Below are 16,919 nucleotides of genomic sequence, written 5' to 3'. Positions count from 1 at the left end.
TAAGCACAAAGAGCAGTACAGTTTTATAAATAAATTGCCTAACAGTTTTATCCCTCTTAATGATTTGGATATAAAAAAGCGACCTTGCGGCCGCTGTTTTTAATGGGGTTATTCTATGATCCCGCGTGCTCTTAAGATTGCGGTTTTGAAGTCATCTTCTTGGTCTTTTTTCAGCCCTGGGATCATTTCATCTTTAGCGCTATTACGCATCTTAAGGTGGTAGATCAGAACATCATCAGTAAGGTCTTCCAGTTTGCCTTGGTAGCCAGCTTCTTGAGTTAACTTGACGATAAATTGCAGCAAATTCATTTGCTGATCTTTTTGCCACTCGGGTTCAAGTAACTCTAGTAGCTCTTCAATGCGATGACACTTCATCGGCTTTCTCCACATTTTTTATATTGGTATAGCATTAAAGGTATCAAATCAGGCAGACCAATACCACGGGGTAGGGCTGAAGAGAGGGAAAGGAGAAAAGAAAAAGCGCAGTGGAAACTGCGCTTTGTACCTATGCCGCCTTAGTGACTTTGGCTGGGGTCGATGACATTAACGTCGTCTTTTCCACTAAAGTCATTCCGGGCGCGAGTTTTTTTGTCGCTGGAGTAGTGACAAAGCCACTACGACGACGCATCGCACGATTTGTGTGCGACGTACACCTGACTGCTGTTGGGCGCATTAATTAACCTAACTGCCAGGCACATCCATTGCCGAACTTATGGCCTGATTAGCTATGAGTTATGCTTCATTGCTGAAGGGTGGCTCTTCTGGCTCACGCCAATCCAAGTAGCTAATCAGGAATAATGATATGAATTATACATATCAGTGATTAGATTAGCACCATCCTATCCATTGATCGATATCTATTCGATCCTGTCTGGCTTCTATCACTACAATTATGTGAGAAGCGTAGTAGCAGTGAGACAGACGTGCAGATTAATATGATACCGTGTGATTATATTGATGGCTGCGTTTTGCCACGGAGGTGTGTATGTCGTTCTTTAAGAAAACCCTCGCAAGTTTTGGTATCGGCTCTGCAAAGGTCGATTCTGTACTACAGCAAGAAGTGTTATATCCAGGTGAAAAGGTCAACGTGACTGTCCATGTCTATGGTGGCGCGACAGCGCAGGAAATCGACAATATAGAGATGAAACTCTATTGTCGTTACATCAAAGAAGTACCAGCGAATCAGGGTAGGGATGACCATCATCGTGGTCATATGCGCCGCATGCCAACCAGTTACACTCTGGCTCACTGGACATTACCCTATGCGTTTACCATTGAGCCCGGAGAGAAGCGTGATTTCGAAGTCGAGTTGGATGTGCCATGGAATGCACCGGTCACCATTGGCGACTCTAAAGTATGGCTGGAAACAGGGCTCAATATTGCCCTAGCAAAGGATCCCAGTGACACTGATATTCTTACGGTGCGCCCTGATCCCTTATTAGACGGTATTTTTACGGCTTTGGAAGAGCAGGGGTTGCGTATTCGACAGGTAGAGTGTGAAGCGGTAGAGGGATTTGAGCTGCCTTTTGTTCAGGAGTTTGAGTTTGTTCCGACCACTGGGCCCTTTCATGGTCGTTGGCGCGAATTGGAAATGGTAGCGTATCGCAATAATGATGAGCTTCAGATGTGGTTTGAAATCGATCGTCATCGAGAAGGTGCCAAGGGAATGCTCGCCAGCTTATTAGGTGGTGGCCAGCTAAAACGCCAACTGACGATCTCCGTTCATACACCTGCTGATGAGGCTGGTCAGCAAGTTCTCAAATATCTCGATAGCCACTCTTAACGCAAAGTTAACAATTTGGGCTTACAAGTGTAAGCTGAGTGTGCCATACTTTGGAGTAAATATTCCACCAGAGTATGGTTTGTTATGTCGACTAATCACACTGAGCCTTACTGCATCAAAGAAGAAATTGCTAACACGCTAACTCATGGTATCGGGATGGTCCTTGGTATCATGGGTTTGGTATTGCTGCTGGTCAAAGCAGTCGATCATAATGCGGATGCTCTGACTATTACCAGTATGAGCATCTACGGCGGCAGCATGATCGTGTTGTTTCTTGCTTCCACTCTGTATCACGCGATCCCTTATCAAAAAGCCAAGCGGGCGCTGAAGACGTTTGATCACTGTGCGATTTATTTGTTGATTGCAGGCAGCTATACCCCATTTTTGCTTGTTAGCCTCAGAACCCCTTTAGCGATTGGTCTGATGATCGTCATCTGGACCATCGCTCTGGTAGGTATCATTATGAAATTGGCGTTTGTCTATCGCTTTAAAAAGCTTTCTCTTGTGACCTACTTATTGATGGGTTGGCTATCGCTGGTGGTCATCTATCAATTGGCAATGAATCTGGATGTTGGCGGGTTAACGTTACTGGCTGCGGGAGGGGTGATCTACTCATTGGGCGTGATTTTCTATGTTGCCAAGCGCATCCCGTATAATCATGCTATTTGGCATGGGTTTGTTTTAGCAGGATGCGCTTGTCACTTTCTGGCGATTTATCTCTACGTTGAGCCGATCTAACGTGTTTCGAGATTAATGACTTTGGCGGTCACTAAGTACTGCTCGGCTTGATCAATCGCCAGTTCAATCGTTTTACCCTGTTCTACTTGTTGAGGACGTAGATAGGTATCGGCCATGCGCTTGATGGATTGCCATACCTTGACTGACTCTTTGCTCAGCACGTTTCCTGAGGTTGTCGAGACCTGAATTTCGATTTCAACTAAAATCACTGACTGGCTGCTTTGGTTTGTTATTGAGGTTGGAATCATCAACTGACCATCTTCATAGCTCACCGCACCTAATAACACTTCAACACCTGAGTCAGACAACTGCATGGTGGCACGATCGCTACCGACAGTGACAATGGTTCCCACCGCTTTTTCGATCAGCGGAATGGCTGCCACTTTGGCTTTCTTGACCGGAATGGTGGCGACGGGCTGAGTGGTCTCTTCAACTGCTGCCATCTCATCGGTTTTGGTTGCTTCCACTGGCACTACATATTGCCAAGTAAAGTCGTTATTAAGCTGGACTTGGCGACCATCTTCAAGAGTGACAGTTTGGCTGGCAAACACCAGTGGGCTGGTTAGCAAGGTAAAAAGTCCGAGAAGTTTTTTCATTGTTTTGTCCTTAACGTCGCCAGAATGCCGGGAAAAACAGCACCAATAAGGTGAGAATTTCCAGTCGTCCCATCAGCATTCCAAAGCTGAGGAGCCACTTAGCGGCATCGGGTAATGGGGCAAAATTACCTGTTGGACCGATCACCGCACCCATGCCGGGGCCAACGTTGGCCACGGCGGTGATAGATCCGGAAATACTGGTAATAGGGTCTAACCCTAATGCACTTAGGCACCCAGCAATAAAAATAATTGTGATAAAGAACATCAAGGCAAAGGCGACTACAGAGCGCACAATGTCATCATTGACTGGTCTGTGGTTATAGCGCTGAACAAACACTCCCGAAGGGTGGATTAGCTTCATCATCTGTTTGTTGAGCAGCGTCTTCGCAATTTGAAAACGGAAGACTTTGATACCACCTGAGGTCGAGCCGGAACAGGCCCCCGCCATCATCAAGAAGGCAAATAAGGTGGTTGGCAGTGCGCCCCATGCGGTGAAGTCTTCCAAGCCAAAGCCGGTAGTGGTGACAACCGAGACTATGTTGAACATTGAGACTCGCATCGCATCCATAATGCTGTAGCCATCCCTTATGACTAGCCAAGCTGAAATGATCAGGCTGGTAATAAGAAACAGGTAAGTGAAGCCTCGCACCTGAGCATCATTGATCAACTCATCCAGTCGGCGTTTGCGCATTGCGGCTACAAACAGCAAAAATGGCAAACCACCAAGGAACATGAATAAGGTCGCTACCCAGTGTGAGCCATTGGAGAAGTGGTTCATTGAACCGTCAGAAGTTGAGTAGCCTCCGGTAGAAAGCGTGGTGAAGGCATGATTGATGGCTTCGAATACATTCATACCAGTCAGAAGGTAACCCACCATGCACAATCCAGTTAGGATCAGATAGACCAGCATGATGTTTTTGGCCACGGTCTTGGCGCGAGGGCTGCTTTTATCTGACCAATCAGAAGATTCGGTATGGAAAAGCTTCATACCACCGACGTTGAGCATCGGCAACACCGCGACCGCCATGACAATGAAGCCAATCCCGCCCAGCCATTGTAAGATGGAGCGCCACAGCAAGATACTCGGAGCCATGCTATCCAGCCCACTGAGCACGGTAGAACCAGTAGTCGTAATGCCAGACATGGTTTCAAAGTACGCATCGGTAAAGCTGATGTGGTTGATAAACACAAACGGCAGAGCAGCAAAAGCACTGGCCACCATCCACACCAGACTGGTGATTAGGAACATATCGCGTGCGCTGAGTTTGAAGCGCTTGGTACGGCCAATCGTCAGACAGGTGAAAGCAGCTAGGTGAGTAATAATGACTGACTGACCAAACTCAAGAAACCCTGCCGTACCGGTAAAGAAAGCCACCAGAGTGGGGACGTACATGAATAGGGCCAGTTTCGACAAAACCAGCCCGATAACAAACAGTACAGGACGGAAGTTGACCATAGTGTCAATCCTAGAGGAAGAAAGGACTCGGTTGGAATAGCGCTTCGACGTCTGGGACGTACTTCTTATCCACCAGGAACATCACTACGTGGTCGTCTTGCTCAATCACAGTTCGGTCATGAGCTATCAGGACTTCTTCACCACGAACAATCGCACCGATCGTTGTGCCTGGTGGTAGTTTGATGTCGCCAATCGCACGGCCAACGACTTTAGAAGTGGTTTCATCACCGTGAGCGATGGCTTCAATGGCTTCCGCTGCGCCGCGACGCAGTGAAGAGACATTAACAATATCGGCACGACGGACGTGCGTTAGCAAGGCGGAAATGGTTGCTTGCTGAGGTGAGATAGCGACGTCAATCACTCCACCCTGAACCAGATCCACATAGGCGCCGCGCTGGATAAGCACCATCACTTTTTTTGCACCCATGCGTTTCGCCAGCATAGCGGACATGATATTGGTTTCATCTTCATTGGTTAGGGCGATGAACACGTCGACCTGATCGATGTTTTCTTCGGTGAGTAGTTCCTGATCCGCAGCGTCACCACAGAAGACAATGGTGTTTTCCAGCTCTTCAGATAATTTTTCCGCACGCTTATAACTACGCTCGATCAGCTTGACGCTGTATGATTGCTCAAGGCGCTTAGCCAAGCTGGCACCGATATTACCGCCCCCGACAATCATGATGCGGCGATAGGGTTTTTCCAAACGCTGTAGTTCGCTCATTATCGAGCGGATGTGATTACTGGCAGCAACGAAGAATACTTCATCATCGGCTTCGATAATGGTGGTGCCTTGAGGGCGTATTGGACGACCTTGGCGGAAGATAGCAGCAACGCGTGTATCAATGTGCGGCATGTGCTCTCGCAGCGCTGATAGGGCGTTACCCACCAGTGGACCCCCGTAATACGCTTTCACCGCGACTAAGCTCACCTTCTGCTCGGCAAAGCTCACTACTTGCAGTGCCCCCGGATATTGGATCAGCCGCTCAATGTAGCTGGTCACGAGTTCTTCAGGTGCGATGAGGTGGTCAACCGGAACGGCACCGGATTGAAATAGCGCTTCTTTCTCGGCCAAGTATTGTGGCGAGCGGATACGAGCGATACGGTTGGGGGTGTTAAACAGAGAAAAAGCAACCTGACAGGCGGCCATATTGGTTTCATCCATATTGGTCACGGCGACCAACATGTCGGCATCTTGTGCGCCTGCTTCACGCAGCACATCTGGGTGACTGGCGTAACCGTTCACTACCCGTAAATCATATTTATCTTGCAGCTCACGCAGTCGATCGCTGTTTCTGTCTACTATGGTGATGTCATTGTTTTCACCGACCAGATTCTCTGCCAGTGTACCGCCTACCTGACCAGCGCCAAGAATGATGATTTTCATACCGTTTCTCGTCTAACCAAAATTTAGGGGATCGATGATCCCCGAATTACTACGCGATTTTTGTCAGGATAGCGTAATAAAAGCCATCCATGTCCTCTTCGCCTGGAAGCACTTGGCGTCCTGGATTGTCTGCCTGCGAACCTTCTAACTGAGCATCCGCGGTGCGCGCCAGAAACGCTTTCACCTGTTCACTGTTTTCTTGTGGTGTCACAGAGCAGGTTGCATAAACCAGCGTACCTCCCGGTTTCAACTGCTGCCACATCGCATCCAGAATCTCGCTTTGTAGATCTGCCAATGCTGCGATGTCATCACCACGACGCAGCCATTTGATGTCTGGGTGGCGACGAATGACGCCAGTGGCCGAACAAGGTGCATCGAGCAGGATGCGATCAAATTGCTCGCCTTGCCACCAATCTTTTGGCTTACGTGCGTCACCGCAAATAACTTGCGCTTTCAGCTGAAGGCGTTGCAGGTTGTCGTGTACGCGTTTGAGGCGGCTGTCATCACAGTCAATGGCCACAACCTGTGCATCTTGAGTATGTTCAAGAATATGGGCAGTTTTGCCTCCCGGTGCGGCACAACAATCTAGAATTAACTCGCCATCTTTTGGCGTTAGGTATTTAATCGACAACTGAGCAGCGGCATCCTGAACGGAAACCCAACCTTTCTCAAAGCCTGGCAGTTTTGTCACATCGCACGGAGCGGCCAATTTTAGGGCGTCGCTCGCTTCACTGTGAATACTGCTATCTATGTTTTCATTTTTGAGCAGTTGCTGGTATTCGTCACGGCTGTGATGTTGGTGATTCACGCGCAGCCACATTGGCGCTTTGCTGTTGTTGGATTCCACAATGTCTTGCCATTGCTGTGGGTAGGCGTCCTGAAGCAGTTTAAGTAACCAGCTCGGGTGACCATATTTACCAGCATCGTGGCTCATGGCATGAGCGTCTAGTTCTTCTTGGCTACGTTGATAGTTACGCAACACTGCATTGATTAATCCGCGTAGGCGTGGGCCTTTGAGTGTTTTGGTGCCTTCGACGGTTTCACCGACGGCTGCGTGCGCTGGAATACGCATAAAGCTCAGTTGGTAAATACCGACCAGAATCAGGTGATGGAAAACGCGTTGTTTGCCTTTAAGCGGCTTATCCATCAGCTCATTCGCGATCGATTCAAGGCGAGGTAAATAGCGTAACGAGCCGTAACAGATTTCCTGTAACAACGCTTGATCGCGAGGTTTGACTTGTTGTTGAGCCGCGGGAAGTGCGTTAGACAGAGACTGGCCTTTATCGACCACTTGGAAAAGGACATTAGCCGCAGCAGCGCGAACATTCATGTTGAATACCTTAACAGTAAGGGAGGGTGTCTCCACCCTCAAAAAGTACGTATAAATTAGGTCAGCTGAGTGCCGACTTCAAACCAGCTGGCACGCGAGTTGAGGATATCCTGAACCGGCATGGCTTTTTTACCGGGTACCTGAAGCTGTTCGAGAACCAGAACATGCTTGCCAGTGGCAATGTAGATCCCCGTTTTATCTGCTTGCAGTATGGTGCCTGGTGCCTCAGTTGTCGTTTGAACGTCAACGCGGCTTTGCCAGACTTTGATGCTGTTGTCGGCGGCTTCAAAATGGCTCATCGGCCAAGGATTGAAGGCGCGCACACAACGTTCAATATGCTCGGCGTCATCACCCCAGTTAATGCGTGCTTCTTCTTTGCTGAGCTTTTTGGCGTAATTCGCCAGCTCGTCATCTTGCTTTTCAGGAGACGCTTTGCCGTCAGCAATGTCAGCCAGACACTCAACCAGAGCTTGCGGGCCAAGCTCTGCCAGCTTTTCATACATAGAAGCGCTGGTATCTGTCGCTTCGATCGGCAAAGTGGCAATTTTCAGCATATCGCCAGTATCTAAGCCGATATCCATCTGCATAATAGTGACGCCTGTTTCCTGATCGCCTGCCCAAATAGAGCGCTGGATAGGGGCGGCACCGCGCCAACGTGGCAGAATCGAACCATGGACGTTGATACAACCCAGCTTCGGTGTATCAAGTACGGCTTGAGGCAGCAATAAACCGTAAGCGACCACGACCATCAGATCCATATTCAAATCAACCAGTTCTTGCTTAGCTTCATCTGACTTAAAGTTTTCTGGCTGGTAAACCGGGATATCATGCTCAAGCGCGATGTTCTTTACTGGGCTGGCCGTCAGCTTTTTGCCTCGACCCGCAGGACGGTCTGGCTGGGTGTAGACCGCAATAACCTCGTGCTCCGAAGACAACAACGCCGCCAAGTGACGGGCGGCGAAGTCCGGAGTACCGGCAAAAACAATTTTCAAAGGTTTGCTCAAAGTACGTTCCTTTAGTTAGCCATTAGGCTTGGCTGGCTTGCTTTTCGTTAAAGCGTTTGATTTTTGCCAGTTTGTCCTGAATGCGCTTGCGTTTTAGAGGCGAAAGATAATCGACAAAAAGTTTGCCTTCTAAATGGTCAAGCTCATGCTGAACACAGATAGCAAGCAGGTCATCTGCTTCAAATGTGTATTCTTTGCCATCACGGTCAAGTGCTTTAACTGTGACTTCTGCAGCACGTGAAACCAGTGCTCGTGCACCAGGAACAGACAAACAGCCTTCCTCAATGCCATCTTCGCCACGCTTATCAAGAATTTCAGGGTTGATCAAAACCATTGGCTGATCGCGAGTTTCTGAAATATCGATAACGACGATGCGTTGGTGGAAATCGACCTGCGTTGCCGCAAGACCAATACCTTCTTCGTCATACATGGTTTCAATCATGTCGTCGACGAACTTTTGAATCTCAGGTGTCACCTTCTCCACTGGTTTTGCAACAGTGCGAAGGCGCTCATCTGGGAATGTTAATACTTGTAATACAGACATATACACTCGAAATGTTGAACTGAGCCGAATCAGGATAAACCTTGTTGGCTCAATTCTAGACATTTTGCTGCCCAAATGACAGCCTCATTACACTTTTGCGTATTTTCCCCGAGTTAAATTGCACTGTGAATCATGTCAAATTTGGCGAACACTAAGCGGTCAGACTTTGCTTGAAATAAGAGGTTTAGGCTGACTTGCTCTAGCTCGTCAGTGTCGTGTAACAAGGGGCTAGGCCGGATTAAATTTTCCTATGACGAAAGAAGAACTGACGGCTTGGCTGAGCTTGTACTTTACGCCGCGGATTGGGCCCAAAACGTTTCAGCGTTTGGTGGCGGTAGATTCTCCAATTAACATCATTGACTCTTCACCCGAGACATTACGCCGCTTAGGCTTTTCCGACTCGCAACTGAACTATCTCCAACACCGAGCTGCGGAGGATATTGAAGCGTGTTTTGAGTGGCAAGCAGCGTCCAGTGTCAGAACCATTCTACCTTTGAGTGATCAGCGTTATCCGGCACTACTGAAACAGGCTGACGCTGCGCCAGCAATACTGTTTGTTGAAGGTCAGCTAGAGAGTCTGTCTCAGCCACAAATGGCGATTGTGGGCAGTCGCAATGCCAGTATTGATGGGCTTAACACCGCACGCAGCTTTGCAACCCAGTTGGTGAATCAAGACATGGTCGTGACCAGCGGCTTGGCGCTAGGCGTTGATGGTTATGCTCATGATGGGGCACTCAATGGTAATGGCCAAACCATCGCCGTGCTCGGTTGTGGTTTAAATTCTGTGTATCCGGCACGGCATAAGAAGTTAGCTCAACGCATCGTTGAACAAGGGGCGTTGGTGTCTGAGTTCCATCCTAATGTGAAGCCAAAAGCCGATAATTTTCCACGCCGAAATCGAATCATTAGTGGTTTGTCATTGGGCGTTTTAGTCATAGAGGCGGCAGAGAAAAGTGGTTCTTTAATCACTGCTCGCTACGCGATGGAGCAAGGTCGAGAAGTGTTTGCCATACCGGGCTCGATTCATCATCCCCATGCGAGAGGTTGTAACCTGTTGATAAAGCAAGGTGCGTGCTTGGTTCAACACGTTTCCGATATTGTTGATGAAATAGATAGCCTGATCCTCTGGTCTGATATTAATAAGCCGCCAGTGCAAAACGATCTATTTGAACAAATTGATTGCAAAGAAGAATTGCCATTTCCTCAGCTGTTAGCTAACGTAGGAAGTAAGGCTACACCAGTTGATATTCTTGCAAGCAGGACCAATATACCTGTGCATGAAGTCATGATGCAGCTCTTGGAGCTTGAGCTCTCAGGGCATGTTGTTGCGGTTTCCGGTGGCTATATTCGAAAGGGGAGGGGCTAGCTATGATGATGGATATCCTTATGTATCTGTTTGAAACTTACATCCATAGCGATGCGGAGTTACAGGTCAATCAAGATGAGCTAGAAGAAGAATTACTTCGTGCTGGCTTTCATCAAAAAGACATCTATAAAGCCCTTGTCTGGCTGGAAGAGTTGGCTGCATTGCAGCAAAGCGAAACGCATTCCGCGATTTCCATTTGCAGCACATCCACCTCAACGCGTATCTATACCGCGAAAGAGTGTGAGCGCCTAAACCTTGAATCTCGAGGTTTTTTGACTTTTCTTGAGCAGGTCAATGTGCTGACGACTGAGACGCGTGAGATGGTGATTGACCGCATCATGGGGCTTGAAACAGACGAGTTCGAACTGGATGATCTGAAATGGATTGTGCTGATGGTGCTGTTCAATGTTCCAGGTAATGAAAACGCCTACACGCTTATGGAAGAGCTGTTGTATACCAAAGAGCAAGGTATTCTTCACTAAACTCCATGAGTGACTATGAGCGGTAAAATAGATCATCAGTTGTTTTCGGCCCATGAGCACGCTTTAGAACATAAAGCGTGCCCTAAGTGCCAGTCTGAACAGCGTGAGGGCGAGCTACAACTTCGCCACGGTAAGCACGGCCCGTTTTTGGGCTGTAATCAGTATCCAACCTGCGACTTTATCCAGCCTTTACATCAGAATGATGGCCATATCATTAAAGAGCTGGGCGTACCCTGTCCTGAGTGCTCGAATGAATTGGTGCTCCGCCAAGGGCGTTACGGAATGTTTATTGGTTGCAGTCATTATCCGCATTGTGACCATATCGAGTCGCTTGAGCAACCAACTGAACAAGAGGTTCAAGCAGAACATGCGTGCCCGGAGTGTGGCAAAGGTCATTTGGTCGAGAGGAAGAACCGTTTTGGCAAAGCCTTCTTTGCCTGCGATAACTACCCAAAATGCAAGTTTGCGGTCAATCAGCCGCCAGTTAAGGGTAAGTGCGAAAAGTGTGGTTTTCCTTTATTGATCGAGAAGAAGTTCGCTAGTGGGATGAAACATCAGTGCGCTGACCGAAAATGTCATCACACCCAGAGTGAACAATAAAAACGGCGCTGTTTCAGCGCCATTTTTTTATCAAGTTTGCGATGACTAGTGCTTAATGTGACGCGCGATCTCATGAACCGCCGTGAAAGCATCCGCGTCTAAGACTTCTGCCAGAGAAGATAATTGACGTTGCAGTTCACCGCTGTAATCACCACACACGTTAATGTGGCCCATCTTACGTCCTGCGCGCTTTTCTTTTCCATACCAGTGAACGTGACATCCCGGCATAGCGAGCACGCTTTCTGGCAGGGTATCTTCACCGAGGATATTGATCATCGAAGTTTCGCGGATCAGCTTGGTGCTACCCAGTGGGATGCCACACACTGCTCGTAAGTGATTCTCAAACTGGCAGGTTTCTGCACCTTGTTGTGTCCAGTGGCCAGAGTTATGGACTCGAGGTGCGATTTCGTTGACCAGTAAGGTGCCATTCAAATCAAAGAACTCAAGGGCCAGAACGCCCACATAGTTGAGCTCGTTAGCTACCGCAGTGAACATCTCTTGTGCCTGTTGTTGCAACTCAGTATCGGCAATGGCTGTTGAGACGCTCAGTACCCCGTTGGTGTGGACGTTTTCTGCAAGTGGGTAGACCGCGACTTCACCACCTTGACTGCGTGCACCGACAAGCGACACTTCACGTTGAAAAGGAACAAACTCCTCCGCAACAATTGCTTGTGTTTCGGTGGCGCCAATACACGTTTCCATCTCAGCCCATATTGCGTCTATCTGAGCAGGGTCTTTGAGTCGCCACTGGCCTTTGCCGTCATAACCACCTAACGCACTCTTTAGTACCATTGGGATACCGACATGCTCAATAGCGTGAGCAAAGTCTTCGCGTGTCTGGATCACATGGTATTTGGCGTTGTGGACCTTAGCCCTGTCCAGCAATGCTTTTTCGATTCGTCGGTCACCGCCAGCTTTGATGGCGTCGGCAGAGGGGAAGAGCTTTCCGCTTGCTTGGCAAACATCCAGAATATCATGTGGGATATGCTCGAACTCGGCGGTAATCACATCTGCTTGCTCAATCGCATTGTCCAACCCTTTGCCCAGTAGCGACTGAGTCAGCGGATGGACGATATTTTCGTTCGCAACATCATACGCAATAATATCGATGTTCAGAGGAGCGCCAGCTAGTGACATCATGCGTGCGAGCTGTCCCGCTCCAAGCACTAACACTTGCATGGGATTAGTCCTCTGCCGGGTTTGGGTTCGCTAACACGGTTTCAGTTTGCTGGTTGCGAAATGCTTCGACTTTCTCCATCACGGCATCATCATGTGTGCCGATGATCTGAGCCGCGAGAATGCCCGCATTCGCCGCACCTGCTTCGCCAATGGCCAATGTGCCTACCGCGATACCTTTTGGCATTTGAACAATTGATAGTAGCGAGTCCATCCCTTTTAATGCACGCGATTGAACAGGAACACCGAGAACAGGTAGGCTAGTGAAAGCGGCCGCCATGCCTGGTAAATGAGCGGCGCCACCAGCACCGGCAATGATGACTTTCAGGCCGCGCTCTTTAGCGCTGTTGGCATAATCAGCAAGAAGCTGCGGAGTACGGTGAGCTGACACCACTTTTGTTTCATATTCGACGCCAAACTGATCCAGCATTTCAGCTGCTAGTTTCATGGTTGGCCAGTCAGATTTAGAACCCATGATGATACCGACTTTCATCTTAAACTCCTTTAATGCAACTCTATTGATGAGCAGATAAATTTGAGCGCATTATACGGGGATTTTAATCTCAAGCAAACGTTTGCGTGAAGTTTGAATCCAGATTGACACAATTTATAAATAAATAGCTTTAGTCACTACCAATGATTGTTTGTAAACTTAGTGGTTAGACAGTACATCAGACAGGAAAGAATCAGTGGATAATTTTGAGCAGGCTCTGTTGGCTCTGAAAAACGGTGAAGTGATTGCGTACCCGACGGAGGGTGTGTTCGGTGTTGGTTGCGATCCTGATAACCCTGAAGCGATTCAGAAACTATTAGAACTGAAACAAAGGCCGGTGGAAAAAGGTTTGATCCTGATCGCTGCTAGCTATGAACAATTGCTGCCATACATTGACGAGTCTCAGCTGACAGATGAGCAGCTACAGAAAGTCCATCAGACTTGGCCTGGCCCTGTTACTTGGGTCATGCCGTGCAGCGATAAAGTGTCGGATTGGGTTTCAGGCCAGTTTGACTCGATTGCGGTGCGTGTGACCGATCATCCTTTGGTACAAAAGATGTGTAATGCGCTTGGAAAGCCGTTAACCTCTACCAGCGCAAATTTGACCGGTGAACCCCCTTGTATGACCACTGCAGAAGTTGAGCAGCAACTCGGTGATCGCTTAGTTGCAATACTGGCGGGAGAGACAGGTGGGCGAGACAAGCCAAGTGAAATTCGCGACGCAAAAACATCCAAGGTATTAAGACAGGGTTAACCCTGCAAAGGAAGTAGAAACATGTCAGCCATCGACAAGCAAGCAGTGAAACAGTTCCTGATGGAGCTACAGGATTCCATTTGTCAGCAACTTGAACAGGCCGACGGCCATGCTGAGTTTATAGAAGATGCGTGGAGTCGTGAGCCTGGTGAACGTTTAGGTGGTGGTGGTCGCACTCGAGTGATGAAAGAGGGGGCTGTATTTGAGCAAGGTGGTGTGAACTTTTCGCACGTACAGGGAAAAGAGATGCCAGCGTCGGCTACGGCACATCGCCCTGAACTTGCAGGCCGTCGATTTGAAGCGATGGGCGTGTCTTTGGTCATGCATCCGAAAAACCCTTATATCCCAACATCCCACGCTAATGTGCGTTTCTTTATTGCAGAGAAAGACGGTGAAGCGCCTATCTGGTGGTTTGGTGGTGGCTTTGACCTGACACCTTTCTATCCGTTTGAAGAAGATGCCCAATATTGGCATAACACTGCCAAAGAGGTGTGTGCACCATTCGGCAGTGAAGTGTATCCAGAACATAAAGCATGGTGTGACAAATATTTCTACCTACCTCATCGTGATGAAACACGTGGTGTTGGCGGTTTGTTCTTTGACGATTTGAATCATTGGGAGTTCGATAAGTGTTTTGATTACATCAAAGCCGTTGGTGAAGGGTATTGCCAAGCCTACCTACCAATTGTCGAGCGCCGAAAAGCAACCGAATACGGTGAGCGAGAACGTCAATTCCAGCTCTATCGTCGTGGCCGCTATGTTGAATTTAACTTGGTTTATGACCGTGGAACGCTATTTGGCCTGCAAAGTGGTGGCCGTACGGAGTCGATTCTGATGTCGATGCCACCACTGGCACGATGGGAATACAGTTACCAAGTGGAGCCGGGAACCCATGAAGCAGAGCTGTATCAGGACTACTTGAAGCCTCGCGATTGGTAACACTTTCTTCCTTATAGGGTTAATGATAGGGTCATTGGTTTGCAATGGCCCTTTTTGTTTTGAGTAGGTAAGGATATGACCCAGCAGATAGATCGTTATGCCGTTTTTGGAAACCCGATAAGCCAAAGTAAGTCTCCCTTTATTCATACGCTGTTTGCTCGTCAAACCAATCAGTCACTGACGTATACCGCTGAACTGGCTCCTGTGGATGGATTTGTTGCGGCGGCTGAAGCCTTTTTTGCTCAAGACGGAAAAGGATGCAATGTCACAGTGCCATTCAAGGAAGATGCCTACCGACTGGCGACACGTTTAACAGAGCGGGCTCAGTTGGCGGGTGCCGTCAATACACTGAAAAAGCTCGATGATGGTGAGATCTTGGGTGATAACACCGATGGTGAAGGGCTGGTACAGGACTTATTGCAGAATCAGGTCGTGATTGAAGGTGCAAGAATTCTCTTAATCGGTGCAGGAGGAGCGGCTCGTGGTGTAATCAAGCCTTTGCTTGACCAAAAGCCTGCTGAAATTGTGATTACCAACCGGACCTTGTCCAAAGCGCAGACTTTACAAGAGATGTTCACGAGCTTTGGTTCGATCAAAGCGGTTGAGATGGCATACATCGAACAGAGCTACGATATTATCATCAACTCGACGTCCTCCAGTCTCAGTGGCGAGCTGCCTGCGATTTCATCGGCAATCTTCTCATCTAACTCTACCGTTTATGACATGATGTATGGCTCTGGTCACACGACATTTAACCAGTGGGCAATTGAGCATAACGCGGCGGTGGTATACGACGGCTTGGGCATGCTGGTGGGGCAGGCTGCGGAAAGCTTTATGTTATGGCGAGGCATCCGCCCAGGGACAAAACAAATTCTACGCGAATTAAGAAAGAATCTAGAGGGTATGTAATGAATCAGTCGATTCTGTTTCCCGATATGCAGCATTGGGATGACCACCTGCAAGCAATCGTGTTTCCCGCTCAGCAGTCAGGTGCGTTGATAGAGTGCGTGGTTACCTTGAATCAGCTGGAAGTCTTGGCTGGGCAAAAACTTCAAGGTGCTGAGCAAGCTCTCGTTTGCTTTAGTCAGCACCGATTTGATCTGGAAGAGTTAGCCGAAGAACTGATTGAAGACGAAACCTTCAATCAGTCAGGGCAGGTCGAAGTTATTTGCTAATCACATCGACATGATGCAGGTAATCTTCTTTGTTCTGCACGTAATTGTCTGCTGACTTTTGTAGAAAGGCGCGCTCTTTATCATTAAGAGGACGTGCCTGTTTGACTGGGCTGCCTACATACAAGTAGCCGCTTTCGAGAGTTTTTCCCGGTGGGACCAAACTGCCGGCACCAATCATGACGTCTTCTTCTATTACTGCCCCATCCAATACAATCGCGCCCATACCTACTAGCACCCTGTCTTTGATAATGCACCCATGTAGCATCACTTTATGGCCGACAGTGACGTCGTCGCCAATGATAAGCGGGTAACCATCAGGGTTTTCCTGATTTTTGTGCGTAACATGCAATACGCTGCCATCTTGGACATTGGTTCTCTTGCCAATGTGAATATGGTTGACATCACCGCGAGCTGCAACTAGAGGCCAGATGCTCGAGTCATCGCCAATTCTAATATCGCCCACCAACACTGAGCTTTGATCAATATAGACACGTTCACCAATGACGGGACGTGTATCTTTATAACTACGCAAGGCGCTCATTTTTTCTCCTTATATAGAGGAATTCTGGATAAACAGAGGTAGAAGAGTAAGGAAAATGGCTATCTTTGAATAGAAAATACTCAAACGGCAAAAAAATCAAAAAAAACTGCAAAAAGGGGTTGCCAACGTGACGCTGATCTCTATAATGCCCCCTCGCTGACACGGGAACGCTTCGAAGCTTATGTTTCGAAACCATAAAGCCCAGTTAGTAAGGTCGATTAGCCAAGTGGAAACGCTTGAAAATAAGTTTGAAAAAGTGGTTGACACTAAACTTTATCTCGCTAAAATGACCGCCTCTTCCGAAGTGATGTTAATCACAAAAGAAGAGCGCTCTTTAACAATGTAAACCTATCAATCTGTGTGGGCACTCGTTGATGATAATCCAAATAGTTTCTTCGGAAACAATTTAGGTTTCAATGATACGAAGTGACCATTGAATCTTCGGATTCAGCACAGTCAATTCAAACATTACTTTATGTAATGTTCAGTATTCATTGAGCCGAACAAAATCTTAAATTGAAGAGTTTGATCATGGCTCAGATTGAACGCTGGCGG

Annotated in this window: 20 protein-coding genes; 10 read left to right on the top strand and 10 right to left on the bottom strand. The window is 48.1% G+C overall.

Going from position 1 to position 16,919, the window contains the following annotated elements:
• Window positions 1–108 precede the first annotated feature (108 nt).
• On the bottom strand, window positions 109–375 hold the full coding sequence (locus L1D23_RS19410) for a YihD family protein (protein WP_239870760.1): 267 nt from the start codon (window positions 373–375) through the stop codon (window positions 109–111).
• A gap of 110 nt (window positions 376–485) precedes the next feature.
• On the opposite strand from L1D23_RS19410, the gene L1D23_RS19405 reads away from it, so the two are divergent.
• The 3 genes from L1D23_RS19405 (at window position 486) to L1D23_RS19395 (ending at window position 2,521) form a co-directional block, all read left to right on the top strand.
• Window positions 486–680 carry a hypothetical protein gene (locus L1D23_RS19405; RefSeq protein WP_239838847.1) on the top strand — a complete coding sequence of 65 codons (195 nt, stop codon included), beginning with the start codon at window positions 486–488 and terminating at the stop codon, window positions 678–680.
• A gap of 305 nt (window positions 681–985) precedes the next feature.
• Window positions 986–1,783 carry a sporulation protein gene (locus L1D23_RS19400; RefSeq protein WP_239870757.1) on the top strand — a complete coding sequence of 266 codons (798 nt, stop codon included), beginning with the start codon at window positions 986–988 and terminating at the stop codon, window positions 1,781–1,783.
• Window positions 1,784–1,867: 84 nt separating this feature from the next.
• Window positions 1,868–2,521 (top strand): hemolysin III family protein, encoded by a 654-nt coding sequence (locus tag L1D23_RS19395; protein WP_239870754.1) that lies wholly within the window; start codon window positions 1,868–1,870, stop codon window positions 2,519–2,521.
• Here L1D23_RS19395 and L1D23_RS19390 read toward each other — a convergent pair.
• The 6 genes from L1D23_RS19390 to def are packed head-to-tail and all read right to left on the bottom strand — an operon-like array spanning window position 2,518 to window position 8,838.
• On the bottom strand, window positions 2,518–3,117 hold the full coding sequence (locus L1D23_RS19390; protein WP_239870752.1) for a DUF3157 family protein: 600 nt from the start codon (window positions 3,115–3,117) through the stop codon (window positions 2,518–2,520). The genes L1D23_RS19395 and L1D23_RS19390 overlap by 4 nt on opposite strands.
• A gap of 10 nt (window positions 3,118–3,127) precedes the next feature.
• Entirely contained in the window at window positions 3,128–4,573 is a 1,446-nt protein-coding gene (locus L1D23_RS19385; RefSeq protein WP_239870749.1) for a TrkH family potassium uptake protein, read from the bottom strand.
• Between the two features lie 10 nt (window positions 4,574–4,583).
• Complete coding sequence (trkA, locus tag L1D23_RS19380) at window positions 4,584–5,960, bottom strand: Trk system potassium transporter TrkA (RefSeq protein WP_239838838.1); 1,377 nt, start codon at window positions 5,958–5,960, stop codon at window positions 4,584–4,586.
• Between the two features lie 49 nt (window positions 5,961–6,009).
• Window positions 6,010–7,290, bottom strand: a complete 1,281-nt coding sequence (gene rsmB / locus L1D23_RS19375; RefSeq protein WP_239870747.1) for a 16S rRNA (cytosine(967)-C(5))-methyltransferase RsmB — start codon at window positions 7,288–7,290, stop codon at window positions 6,010–6,012.
• Window positions 7,291–7,346: 56 nt separating this feature from the next.
• The gene (gene fmt / locus L1D23_RS19370) at window positions 7,347–8,294 is read right to left on the bottom strand and encodes a methionyl-tRNA formyltransferase (RefSeq protein WP_239870745.1); all 948 of its coding nucleotides are present in this window, start codon (window positions 8,292–8,294) and stop codon (window positions 7,347–7,349) included.
• Between the two features lie 22 nt (window positions 8,295–8,316).
• Window positions 8,317–8,838 carry a peptide deformylase gene (gene def / locus L1D23_RS19365; RefSeq protein WP_006957514.1) on the bottom strand — a complete coding sequence of 174 codons (522 nt, stop codon included), beginning with the start codon at window positions 8,836–8,838 and terminating at the stop codon, window positions 8,317–8,319.
• A gap of 250 nt (window positions 8,839–9,088) precedes the next feature.
• On the opposite strand from def, the gene dprA reads away from it, so the two are divergent.
• From dprA to L1D23_RS19350, 3 genes are read left to right on the top strand one after another with little or no spacing between them, the layout of a single operon-like run.
• Entirely contained in the window at window positions 9,089–10,204 is a 1,116-nt protein-coding gene (gene dprA, locus L1D23_RS19360) for a DNA-processing protein DprA (RefSeq protein WP_239870743.1), read from the top strand.
• A 2-nt stretch (window positions 10,205–10,206) separates the two neighbouring features.
• Entirely contained in the window at window positions 10,207–10,686 is a 480-nt protein-coding gene (locus L1D23_RS19355) for a DUF494 family protein (RefSeq protein ID WP_006957516.1), read from the top strand.
• Window positions 10,687–10,701: 15 nt separating this feature from the next.
• Entirely contained in the window at window positions 10,702–11,286 is a 585-nt protein-coding gene (locus L1D23_RS19350; protein ID WP_239870741.1) for a type I DNA topoisomerase, read from the top strand.
• A gap of 45 nt (window positions 11,287–11,331) precedes the next feature.
• On the opposite strand, the gene L1D23_RS19345 is transcribed toward L1D23_RS19350, so the two are convergent.
• Together L1D23_RS19345 and purE are read right to left on the bottom strand one after the other, a co-directional pair.
• Window positions 11,332–12,465 carry a 5-(carboxyamino)imidazole ribonucleotide synthase gene (locus L1D23_RS19345; protein ID WP_239870739.1) on the bottom strand — a complete coding sequence of 378 codons (1,134 nt, stop codon included), beginning with the start codon at window positions 12,463–12,465 and terminating at the stop codon, window positions 11,332–11,334.
• 4 nt (window positions 12,466–12,469) lie between these two features.
• On the bottom strand, window positions 12,470–12,955 hold the full coding sequence (gene purE / locus L1D23_RS19340; protein WP_006957519.1) for a 5-(carboxyamino)imidazole ribonucleotide mutase: 486 nt from the start codon (window positions 12,953–12,955) through the stop codon (window positions 12,470–12,472).
• Window positions 12,956–13,151: 196 nt separating this feature from the next.
• Between purE and L1D23_RS19335 the strand changes: the two genes are divergently transcribed.
• The 4 genes from L1D23_RS19335 (at window position 13,152) to L1D23_RS19320 (ending at window position 15,823) form a co-directional block, all read left to right on the top strand.
• Window positions 13,152–13,709 carry an L-threonylcarbamoyladenylate synthase gene (locus L1D23_RS19335; RefSeq protein WP_239870736.1) on the top strand — a complete coding sequence of 186 codons (558 nt, stop codon included), beginning with the start codon at window positions 13,152–13,154 and terminating at the stop codon, window positions 13,707–13,709.
• Between the two features lie 21 nt (window positions 13,710–13,730).
• Entirely contained in the window at window positions 13,731–14,648 is a 918-nt protein-coding gene (gene hemF, locus L1D23_RS19330) for an oxygen-dependent coproporphyrinogen oxidase (RefSeq protein ID WP_021458651.1), read from the top strand.
• A gap of 75 nt (window positions 14,649–14,723) precedes the next feature.
• Entirely contained in the window at window positions 14,724–15,557 is an 834-nt protein-coding gene (aroE, locus tag L1D23_RS19325) for a shikimate dehydrogenase (RefSeq protein ID WP_172851570.1), read from the top strand.
• The gene (locus tag L1D23_RS19320; protein ID WP_045987380.1) at window positions 15,557–15,823 is read left to right on the top strand and encodes a DUF1488 domain-containing protein; all 267 of its coding nucleotides are present in this window, start codon (window positions 15,557–15,559) and stop codon (window positions 15,821–15,823) included. The genes aroE and L1D23_RS19320 overlap by 1 nt, the downstream gene beginning before the upstream one ends.
• Here L1D23_RS19320 and L1D23_RS19315 read toward each other — a convergent pair.
• Window positions 15,813–16,364 (bottom strand): gamma carbonic anhydrase family protein, encoded by a 552-nt coding sequence (locus tag L1D23_RS19315; protein ID WP_043009562.1) that lies wholly within the window; start codon window positions 16,362–16,364, stop codon window positions 15,813–15,815. The genes L1D23_RS19320 and L1D23_RS19315 overlap by 11 nt on opposite strands.
• Between the last annotated feature and the right edge of the window lie 555 nt (window positions 16,365–16,919).

The sequence above is a fragment of the Vibrio sp. Isolate24 genome (assembly GCF_022398215.1).
Classification (GTDB): Bacteria; Pseudomonadota; Gammaproteobacteria; order Enterobacterales; family Vibrionaceae; genus Vibrio; species Vibrio coralliilyticus_A.
Note: the sequence above shows the minus strand (reverse complement) of the source record. Positions and strands in the feature narration are given on the sequence as shown.